The sequence below is a fragment of the Blautia sp. DFI.1.216 genome (assembly GCF_020594215.1).
Classification (GTDB): Bacteria; Bacillota; Clostridia; order Lachnospirales; family Lachnospiraceae; genus Blautia_A; species Blautia_A wexlerae.
The window spans coordinates 44904-55873 of the sequence record NZ_JAJDML010000024.1; the positions used below are offsets into that span (position 1 = coordinate 44904).

The 10970-nt window shown below is 41.3% G+C and carries 5 protein-coding genes and 1 pseudogene; 4 read left to right on the forward strand and 2 right to left on the reverse strand.

Going from position 1 to position 10970, the window contains the following annotated elements:
- Positions 1-53: 53 nt before the first annotated feature.
- The 3 genes from LJE11_RS10885 to LJE11_RS10895 all read left to right on the forward strand — a co-directional run bounded on the left by LJE11_RS10885 (position 54) and on the right by LJE11_RS10895 (position 8057).
- Positions 54-1928, forward strand: a complete 1875-nt coding sequence (locus LJE11_RS10885; protein ID WP_227295974.1) for a C40 family peptidase — start codon at positions 54-56, stop codon at positions 1926-1928.
- Between the two features lie 1430 nt (positions 1929-3358).
- Positions 3359-5338 (forward strand): diguanylate cyclase, encoded by a 1980-nt coding sequence (locus tag LJE11_RS10890; protein WP_008703321.1) that lies wholly within the window; start codon positions 3359-3361, stop codon positions 5336-5338.
- 475 nt (positions 5339-5813) lie between these two features.
- A complete protein-coding gene (locus LJE11_RS10895) occupies positions 5814-8057 on the forward strand; it encodes a PTS transporter subunit IIABC (RefSeq protein ID WP_008703320.1) in 2244 nt (747 codons plus the stop codon).
- 312 nt (positions 8058-8369) lie between these two features.
- On the opposite strand, the pseudogene LJE11_RS20810 reads toward LJE11_RS10895, so the two are convergent.
- Positions 8370-8432: pseudogene (locus LJE11_RS20810) on the reverse strand (DUF6783 domain-containing protein); the annotation flags it as partial.
- 92 nt (positions 8433-8524) lie between these two features.
- Between LJE11_RS20810 and LJE11_RS10900 the strand changes: the two are divergent.
- Complete coding sequence (locus LJE11_RS10900; protein WP_008703319.1) at positions 8525-9358, forward strand: PRD domain-containing protein; 834 nt, start codon at positions 8525-8527, stop codon at positions 9356-9358.
- Between the two features lie 607 nt (positions 9359-9965).
- On the opposite strand, the gene LJE11_RS10905 is transcribed toward LJE11_RS10900, so the two are convergent.
- The gene (locus LJE11_RS10905) at positions 9966-10529 is read right to left on the reverse strand and encodes a hypothetical protein (RefSeq protein ID WP_008703318.1); all 564 of its coding nucleotides are present in this window, start codon (positions 10527-10529) and stop codon (positions 9966-9968) included.
- Positions 10530-10970: the final 441 nt, after the last annotated feature.

Genomic DNA, 10970 nt, shown 5'->3' on the forward strand with positions numbered 1-10970 from the left:
TATAAACAGGGGGTAAGGACATGCTCACAGTAAGAAGGGAGCAATTTAGATATATGAAAAACAAGTATCTTACCAGATTCTTATGTCTGACATTGATGTCAGGAATGGTATTATCCGGTCCTGCGTCCGTACTTGCAGCAGAGGATACTGCTGCGTATACAGCAGACGGTTCTGATTTCAGCGATTCCGGTGATTTTGATTCAGGATCAGAGGATCCGGCGCCGGCAGATCCGACTCCTGCAGAGCCAACACCTGCGCCGGTAGATCCGACACCTGCAGACCCGACACCTGCACCGGTAGATCCGACACCAACACCTGCAGAGCCAACACCTGCACCGGCAGATCCGACTCCGACACCAACAGATCCGACTCCGACACCTGCGAATCCTACACCAACACCGTCTTCACAGATTACAAAGGCAGCCCAGGATGTGATCGACAGAATCAAAGAGTTGAACGCACAGACCATCACGCTGGAGAAGAAAGCCACTGTTCAGAGCATCCGCACTGCATATAATGCCCTGTCTGATACAGAGAAGGCACAGGTTTCTAATTATAATCTGCTGGTTCAGGCAGAAGCGACTATTGCTCAGTTGGAAGCGCAGAAGAACAATGCGAATACGAATAATCCATTTACGAGTAATACCAGTGCTGCACAGACCGGAACTCCGGTATATTATGCGTCCAATATCCACGCAGGTAAGGATTTCTATCTGGACAGCCTGAAGAATAACTACAATCTGACCTTCTCAGATGATTTCGCTTCTGTTATGGATGAGATCGAGAAGGAATATAAAGAGAAGAACAAAGTAGCAGATGCCAGCGATGTAAACGGCAGCAAGACCACCACATCTGCAGACAGTCTTCTGGTAAGAAACTGGCAGGATATCCTTGCAGTCTATGTATATCAGCAGAGCCAGGACGGAAAAACAGAATTTACACTGGATTCTTCCTGCAAGAAAGACCTTGCGAAAATCTTTGCAGAGATGAACCCGATCGTAAGGGACAAGCAGGATATCACTCACGTTACATACGCTAATCGTAAAATCAACTACTATATTAAGAAAAATAAAATCGCAAAAAAGGATCGTACGATCCTTAAGAAATATGTGGAGACAGACTGCAAACTCCTCTGCGCGGTAGTAACAGCTGCCAACGGTTTTGTCCGCGAGAGCGTAGGAGATGATGTTTCCGAGGAAAGAGTAAATGTTATCTCCGCAGCCTATTCACTGGTTGGTAAAGTCGGTTACTTCTGGGGCGGCAAATCCACAGTGATCGGTGAAGATCCAGGCTGGGGAACCAGCGAGAAGGTATCAGCCGAGGGAAGCAAGAGCACTGGAACCATCCGCGCATACGGACTGGACTGCAGTGGTTTTGTCACCTGGGCAGTGATCAACGGATATCAGGATAAAGCAATGCAGGAAGCTGTAGGCGACGGAACTTCCGATCAGTGGGAGAAAGCAAACGTGGTAACTGAGGCAGATGCACAGCCCGGAGATCTGGTGTTCCAGAAAGGACCGGAAGCAGGAAGCGATAATCATGTAGGTATTCTCTGCGGTAAAACAGACGCAGGTGACTGGATCGCAGTACACTGCTCCTCCGGCAAGAATGGAGTAACAGTAGGCGAAGCATACAGTGCAAGCTTCCGTTACATCCGCCAGCCATCCTTCTACCCGACACAGGAACAGGTTCAGGAAATGCAGAGCAGCAGTACAGTAAGCACAACAACAGGTGATGCAGCAGCTTCCACAGGAACAGATATCTTTTCTGCAAATGTGACAGTAAGCAATACTCTGCAGGATGCGATGAAGTCAAATACTTCCGACTCAACAGGATTCACAACATCAGAATCCACTGAGAAAACTTCCATCCTTCCGGATAAGATTGATCTGTCAAAAGAGAAAGTCGCTGTATTTAAGGCAAAATAAAATGGATAAAAGAAGGGAGAAAGTCATACAAAAAAGTCTGGCTTTCCCTTCTTTTTTCGTGTGTAAACTTTTTTATCTGTTAACTTAAGCGATCAAGTAAAAACTGACGAATTTGCTTATTGGTCTGCGGAATATGATTCAAAAACGAAAAAAATATTCGAAAATATGGAAACCCCTGGAGAGTACAAAAACCTGTGAGTAGATGGATATTTATATCATCAAAAGCATATTCGTTGAAGTAGGAATGGAACATAAAAGTTTATAATTTTTTATAAGTTTTCAGTAACGGTGTCATTAATCTATATGAAGGGATTTGAGAGAGATACGATCATGTAAAAGGTCAGGAAGCTGAACGCAAAAATACAGAAAGGGAACGTCAGAGAGCGGATTTTGCTGAAAAAGAAAAAATAAAGGCCCAAAAAGAGACAACAGAAGCACTTAAAAGAGTAGCTGAACTGGAGAAGATTTTGCAATGTAAAACTACGGAGGGTAAATAAGATTATCTTAAGATAGCCACAGACTGGCACCCATCCAGCCTGCGGCTTTTTCACCCACTATTTTTGAGTTGACTTTTTGGCACATTGCGCATATACTAACAGTAGCTAAGGAATGTGGTGAGATTCCTTGAAGCAAAACAAAAACCCTCAGAGTGCCAGCTCTGGGGGCTTTCTTGTTCGTTACGGTGAGCTATTCCGTTTAGACTGTTGCTGTCTATCGTCTGCTGTCCAGCCATTTGCATATGTAGTAGCTAACTACGCCTGCTATAACAGAGACAAGAAATGTGGTGAGAATTTCTTCCATGGAGTCCACCTCTTTTCTGCTGGAGGTTCGACAGCTTTTTGAGTATAACATGTTTTAGAACAAATTGGAATAGTAAAACCTGGCATGAGTTAACTGATAGAGGCAGTTAGGGGAGAACCCTCTGCCGGGACTGGTATTAATACTGAACAGGTCTGGCGGGGTCGCACCCCTGTCGGGAAAATAAAGAAACAAAATATGTTTTAAAAGTCCTCTAAAGAAAGTATAAAAATCTAATCAGGTCACAGACTGGAATCCACTCAGTCTGTGGCTTTTTAGTCATGAATAATTATGATTATAATTGACTTTAATCGCGTTTTTGTTATGTACGGTCAAGTTTAATCCTGTTTATAGATGACTTGCAATTGTATTTCTATTATTTTAAGTCAATCATAATTACAAATATAGTTGACTGCGATTGCACTTTTATTATATAAGGTCAAGCTGAAGCATGTTTACAAGGCAGTTGGAGTCAGAACCGGTTGGGAGCACGCCTCAAGGACTGTTTTTGAGGCGCTCCCTTTATGAAATTAAGAAAAAATATTATTGTTGTACTGCATGATGAGTAAGTGGTATAATAATACAAGTTTATATTGCAGAAAAAAGCTGTTGTTCGTGAGAGGCTGGGAATAATGATTGAGTGGAAACAAATGACGATGCAGGAAGCAGAGAATAAAATGGAGGTGCTTCGGGAGATTTTTGATGTAGTCCGTCTCCTGAAAGGGAGTGATCTGCAGGCTGCCGGAATGGAAAGTAAGCTTGCAGGAAGAGAAAATCCTTGCCAGTGTTATGCTTTCTGGAATAAAGATAAAAGATGTGAGAATTGCATTTCCCTTAAAGCACTGGAGGAAAAGAAACAGACATCCAAAATTGAATTTCTTGATTCTGATATGTATCAGGTATTTGCAAGGTATCTGGAGATTGACAGTGAGCCTTATGTAATGGAAATGCTGAAAAAGCTGGACGAGAACACGCTGACTGATGAGGAAGGATATGAAAAACTGACGGAAAAGCTGACTGTATATAGCGAAAAGCTGTATAAGGATGTGCTGACAGGGGCGTATAATCGCAGATATTTTGAGGAAAAAGTCAAAAATATGTCTTTGAATGCCGGAATTGCAGTTATCGATCTGGATGATTTCAAATTGTTCAATGACACTTATGGTCATGATGGAGGAGACCTGGTACTGATAACCGTAGTGAATGTAATTCGGCATTATATCCGTCGTACGGATATTCTGGTGCGCTATGGAGGAGATGAATTTCTGCTGATCCTGCCCGGAATTGAGAAGGAAGTCTTTTCACAGAAGCTCCGTATGATCCAGAAGAAGATCCATGCGACGCATATTCCGGGTTTTAATCGTCTGAAGCTTTCAGTGAGCATTGGTGGAGCTATGTTTACCCATGGCAGATTGGAGGAAGCGATCACCAAAGCAGACAGACTTATGTATATGGCCAAGGGACATAAAAATATAGTAGTGACTCGGTGGGATCAGAAGAAAAATACAGATGAGATGGAAAAAAGGAACCGGCTCCAGCTTCTGGTTGTTGATGATTCTGAAATGAACCGAGAGATACTTAAGGAAATTCTGGGAAAAGAATACCGGATACTGGAGGCCTGTGACGGGGAAGAGGCTCTGAAGATACTGGAGCAGTATGGACCTGAAATCTCATTGGTTCTGTTGGATATTATTATGCCAAAAATGGATGGATTTGAAGTACTCGCCTATATGAACAGAGATAAATGGATCGAGGATATACCGGTGATCATGATTTCCAGTGAAGGATCAGAGAGTTATATCCGCCGTGCCTACGAACTGGGGGCTTCGGATTATATAAGCAGACCATTTGATGCTAAGGTGGTATATCAGCGGGTTATCAATATGATCAAGCTCTATGCCAAGCAAAGGCGTCTGATCCATTTGGTAACAGATCAGATTTATGAAAAAGAGAAAAACAACCGTATGATGACCGGGATTCTCAGTCAGATTGTAGAGTTCCGAAATGGTGAAAGCGGGCTTCATGTGCTGCACATCAATATTCTGACTCAGCTTTTGCTGGAGAAATTGATGCGAAAATCAGAGAATTACGATCTTTCTTGGTCTCAGCAACATATGATCGCTACAGCTTCAGCACTTCATGATATCGGTAAGATTGGAATTGATGAAAAAATTCTGAATAAACCCGGAAAGCTTACAAAGGAAGAATTTGAAGCCATGAAACAGCACACGATCATAGGTGCCCGGATGCTTGACAGTCTGGAAATGTATCATGATGAAGAGATGATGAAATATGCCTATGAAATATGCCGTTGGCATCATGAACGTTATGATGGAAAAGGATATCCGGATGGTTTGAAGGGAGAAGAAATCCCCATATCTGCACAGGTGGTATCACTGGCAGATGTGTATGATGCCCTGGTAAGTGACCGGGTATATAAGAAAGCATATTCTCATGAAAAGGCAATAGAGATGATCCTAAATGGAGAATGCGGAATGTTTAATCCTCTTCTTTTGGAATGTCTGGTGGAAATTCAGGATAAAGTACGCAAGGAACTTGGTATTAAAGATGTGAATGAATGTCTGGAATATCTGGAAGAGAGAAACAGATAAAACCCCCCTGAAAAGAGCCTAAACTCAGCGATGAATGGGTGTACATTTCTGTAGATCTGAATGGATTAAAATGGGAAGACAGAGTGATCAAGTTGAACGTGTAGCCTGCGGCAGTGGGAAATCAATAAATTTCTATCAGATCAGAAGGATGCAGAGAATGTTGCGGCTTTGAAAATAATAAATGGTCATTACAGAGATCGATTCATGAAATGCAAAAATATTTTGTAAAAAATTTTCCTGAGTATCTTGACAGGGAATAAATAATCCTTTATAGTATAGCACAGATTTGGTGTGTTACTGGACAGGCAGGCATTAACCGGTCATAAATGTTATTTTTTAATGTTTATGGGGGTTAGTGCCTTTTTTTGATGTATTTTATGTGGTAAAACGCGGAATAATCATATGTCAGAAGGTTTTAATCTCCCGGAAACAAGACGGTTTATTCGCACGAATAAGGAAAAGGAGACAAAAGAACATGAAAGACAAGATTTTTGGAGTTTTGCAGCGTGTGGGAAGATCCTTTATGCTTCCGATCGCAATTCTCCCTGTTGCAGGTTTGTTGCTTGGTATCGGCAGTTCCTTCACAAATGAAACAACTATCGCTACCTATGGATTGCAGAAGATCCTGGGAAGTGGAACATTACTTAATTCTCTTCTGATCATTATGAACAAGGTTGGAAGTGCTGTATTTGACAATCTGCCGCTGATCTTTGCTGTTGGTGTTGCCATTGGTATGGCAAAGAAAGAGAAAGAGGTTGCTGCTCTTTCTGCGCTGATTGCATATTTCGTTATGAATGTGGCTGTCAGTGCCATGCTTCTTATTAACAATGAAATCACAGCAGACGGTCAGATAGCAGCAGATGTACTGGAGGGAACCATTACTTCTGTATGCGGGATCCAGTCTCTGCAGATGGGTGTATTCGGCGGTATTATCGTAGGTCTTGGTGTTGCGGCACTTCATAACCGTTTCCACAAAATTGTGCTTCCGAATGCGCTGTCATTCTTTGGCGGCTCAAGATTTATACCGATCATTTCCACAATCGTATATATGTTTGTGGGAATCCTGATGTATTTTGTATGGCCGGCAGTTCAGAATGGTATTTATGCTCTGGGCGGTCTGGTAACAGGCAGTGGATATCTGGGAACTCTGATTTTTGGTATTATTAAACGAGCACTGATCCCCTTTGGGCTGCATCATGTATTTTATATGCCATTCTGGCAGACCGCAGTGGGCGGAACTATGGAAGTTGCAGGACAGGTGGTGCAGGGCGGACAGAATATCTTCTTTGCGCAGCTTGCTGATTCTGCAAATATAGCACATTTCAGTGCGGATGCAACCAGATATTTCTCTGGTGAGTTTATCTTTATGATTTTTGGTCTTCCGGGAGCAGCGCTGGCTATGTATCGCTGTGCAAAACCTGAGAAGAAAAAAGCGGCAGGCGGACTTCTTCTTTCCGCAGCGCTGGCATGTATGTTTACTGGTATCACTGAACCGCTGGAATTCTCATTCCTGTTTGTAGCTCCGGCATTGTTCGTAGTTCAGGTGATCCTGGCAGGTGCGGCTTATATGATCGCACATATGCTGAATATTGCAGTAGGACTTACTTTCTCAGGCGGTTTCCTTGACCTGTTCCTCTTTGGTATCCTGCAGGGAAATGCAAAAACAAGCTGGCTGAGGATCATTCCGGTTGGTATTATTTACTTTATCCTGTATTATGTGATCTTTACATCTATGATCAGGAAATTTAATTTCAAGACTCCTGGACGTGAAGATGATGATACAGAGACAAAGCTTTATACAAAAGCTGATGTAAATGCAAGAAAAGAAGCCGGAAAGACAGCCGGAGCAGCTGTAGCAACCTCCGGTGATCCGGTAAGTGAACTGATCACCAGAGGTCTTGGAGGAAAGAAAAATATTGTAGATGTTGACTGTTGTGCGACCAGACTTCGTATCACAGTTGCAGAACCTGAGAGAGTTCGTGATGAACTTCTGAAACAGACAGATTCCAGAGGAATCGTAAAAAAAGGACAGGGCGTACAGGTTATCTATGGACCTCATGTAACTGTTATCAAGGCGAAGCTGGAAGAATATCTGGAGACTGCTCCCAACGAATTCGCAGATGAGACACCTGATAATATACAGGCACAGGAAAATATTGCAGCAGAAAATGCAGATGGACAGAACAGTGCAGAGGTTGAGGACAAAAATGCAGGTACAGCACAGTCCTTGGCACCTGTAAAAGAAGAAAAGATCAGAAAAACAGCAATCATTTACAGCCCTGTAGACGGAATCGCAGCAGATCTTTCTACTGCACCGGATGAGGGATTTGCAGGAAAAATGATGGGTGACGGTGCAGTGGTGACACCAACAGAAGGTACTGTATATGCACCTGCAGACGGTGAAGTTGAGTTTATTTTTGATACAAAACATGCTATAGGTTTCCAGACAGATTCCGGTATCCCTATGCTTCTTCATATGGGAATCGACACTGTAAAACTGGAAGGAAAAGGCTTCGAAATCCTGGTAACAGAGGGTCAGAAAGTGAAAAAAGGTGATCCGATGATGAAACTGGATTTGGAGTTCTTAACAGCCAATGCTCCGTCCATCACTTCCCCGATCCTCGATATTGAACCGGAAGACAACCAGAGGATCAGACTTCTGGCAAACGGTGAGATCAAGGCCGGTGAACCGTTGTTTGCGGTGGAGACGCTGGAATAATATTGTTATCAAAAAACAGTTGGATGATCAAAAGAGATGACATCTTGATTATCTGACTGTTTTTTTACGCACGTGAATTGAAAAGGATGACTTTTTTGCAGGAGGGATCTGGGAATCAAAAATGTAACAAATTTGTGTGACAGATAGGATTCTTATTCAAAATATGGTAAACTATAGCAGTCCTGGTAAATAATGCATCTTAATCCAGTCCATCAGAGTGTGAAATCCTGCGTCAGATATCTTTGTTGTGCGTCAGCACGCCTGCAGATATTTTCCTTGTCTTTCGTATTCTGCTGAACTGTCTTAAATGCATTATTTACTAGAGCGTGTCTGAAAAATGCTTTTCGCAAGATGTGCGTCCCATTTTGTAGTATTATTTTGCGTAAAGCATTTTTAAACATGTTTTATGACCAAAGGGAAAATTATTATAATGGCAATAAATTTTTATAGAGGGGATTACGACAGAGATGTACAGAGTTAGCAAGGTATTAAATAATAATGGTGTTATAGCCATTGATATGGATGAAAATAAGGAGTATGTGATTCTTGGCAAGGGTGTTGGCTTTGGAAAAAAGGTCAGCCAGCGTTTTGATAAGCCGGAGGGATGCACTACATATCGTCTGGAACAGGAGACAGAGCGTGGATCTGCGAAGGAACTGGTAAAGGGAATAGAGCCGGAGTATCTGGAGATTGCAGATGCAATTCTGACAGAGTCACAGAAAGTGTTTGGAGATTCCATAGACAGAGGGATTCTTTTTCCACTTGCTGACCATATTTCTTTTGCAGTCGCAAGAATCCGCAGAAATGAGCAGATCAGCAATCCGCTGACAGAGGATATCAAGGTTCTTTTCTACAGTGAATTTAAAGTTGCGGAAACACTGAAAACAATTCTGAGAGAAAGACTTCAGATAGAGATTGATGATCATGAGGTTGGATATGTGGCATTGCATATTCATTCTGCAATTGGTGACGAGAAGGTATCTGTTGCCATGCAGACTGCGAGAGCAGTGAGAGAGTGTATAGATATGCTCGAGAAAGCAACAGGTAAGCCAATCGATGTACTGTCACTGTCCTATAATCGCCTGATGAACCATATGAAGTATATGGTAGCGCGTGCATCTACAGGAGAGAAGCTGAATCTGGACATGAATGAATATATGCTGGATCAGTATCCCCAGGCCTATAAGGTTGCCACTGACATCTGTAAAAACCTGGAAGGATGTATTGGACATAAGCTGGATGAAACAGAGACAGGATATCTGGCAATGCATATCCAGAGAGTGTATAAGGATGCGGTATGATCCGACAGTTTCTTTTAGATTATAGTAATTTCCAAGTAAATAGTAATGTATGATTTGACCGCGAGCGCAATTTTATTATTTTCGGTCAAGTTGAAACAGGTTTCAGGTTGACTGGAATTGCGCATATGCAGTATACGGTCAAGTTGAAGCAAGTTTTGGTTGACTGGAATTGCGCATATGCAGTATACGGTCAAGTCGAAACAAGTTTTTGGTTGACTGAGATTGCGCTTGTATTAAATGAAGTCAAGTTGAAACAAGTTTCAGGTTGACCGCAACAGCACTTGTATTAAAGGAAGTCAAGTCGAATCATATTTATAGTTGACCATGGTTATATTATTTACAATTTAAGCCAGGAATAGCCATATTTTTACTTGATCGTAAATGTCTTAATTGCTCGGACGTGAATTGCATCATATAAGGATAGAAACCAAAGAATAGAACGGTTATATTCAGACATTTGAGGTATACGCCTGATATGGATGCGCTGGAGACCTGGACTGCATCGACTTGTTGTTGAGATTGAATAGGATGATTCTATTAAAAGCAAAAATACACCAGTCTACGAGAGATTTTTTTCTCATAAACTGGTGTATTTGTCTTATGGGATTTAATTTTTCGACAATGTATCTTTGAATTGTGAATAATTACTATCTTCTGTAATTTTCTCTACGTATGCATCATAAGCAGCTTGTAAACTATCATATTTCGTACCCTTATCAGCAATTTTTTGATAACTCTCAGCATTATACTGATGATCTGCAATTACCTTGTATAGTGTTGTTATTTTATCTCCGGTTCGCTCGGCAGTTGTTGACTCGGAAACATAGTATTCATTATCTGCTCTGCAGATAATGACAGGAATTTTTGTCCCTGTCGGAAAGTTACTAACGTTTACAGAAGTCCAGAAAAAATAACGTCTATTCTTATTCTTTCCACTGCCCAGATATGCCCAGGTACCGTTTTTTAGCAGACTATCATTTTTTATTAATGTTGAAATCGCAGGAACCATTGTTGAGCTTGTAGCGTTAGAATCAAGTTCAAAATTATTGTTGTTATTCAATGTGCTTTTCAATAATTTTGAATCATTAAGTGGTCCCATCAAATTTTCATTCATATTAAAAGGATGTTTCTTTCCGCCACTTTCTTTTCCACCTGACCATTTAAATTTCACACTGTATCCCCAGTGCTACAGGGCAGGGCGGGCATGGGGAATCAAGTCCCATAAGTGCCTTATAGCATTTCACCCCCGGCTGGAGATTGGGGTACAGCTGTTTAGCAGTGTCGTTATAGCTTAGGATATTATAGTCTTTGTCTATGCTGTAATATCCGGAAGAGTGTGTGTTCATAGTTTTTACTTCTGGTGTTTAATACTTTAAAGTATACTCTTTTTACCCCAAAATAGCAATAAGCAGCCTCTTTTTCGTTCCCTGTAAAATATCTTTAAGTAAAGTATATACTTTACTTTATATTTTATAATATTCATGCTATAATGATTTTGTAAAGTCATTACTTTCATTTTTGTTAAATATTTTGAAATATTAAGTATAATATATAAATTTAACCTATTGTGCTACTTCAAATAGATTATGTGAAAACCTGTAAAACCGCAAAG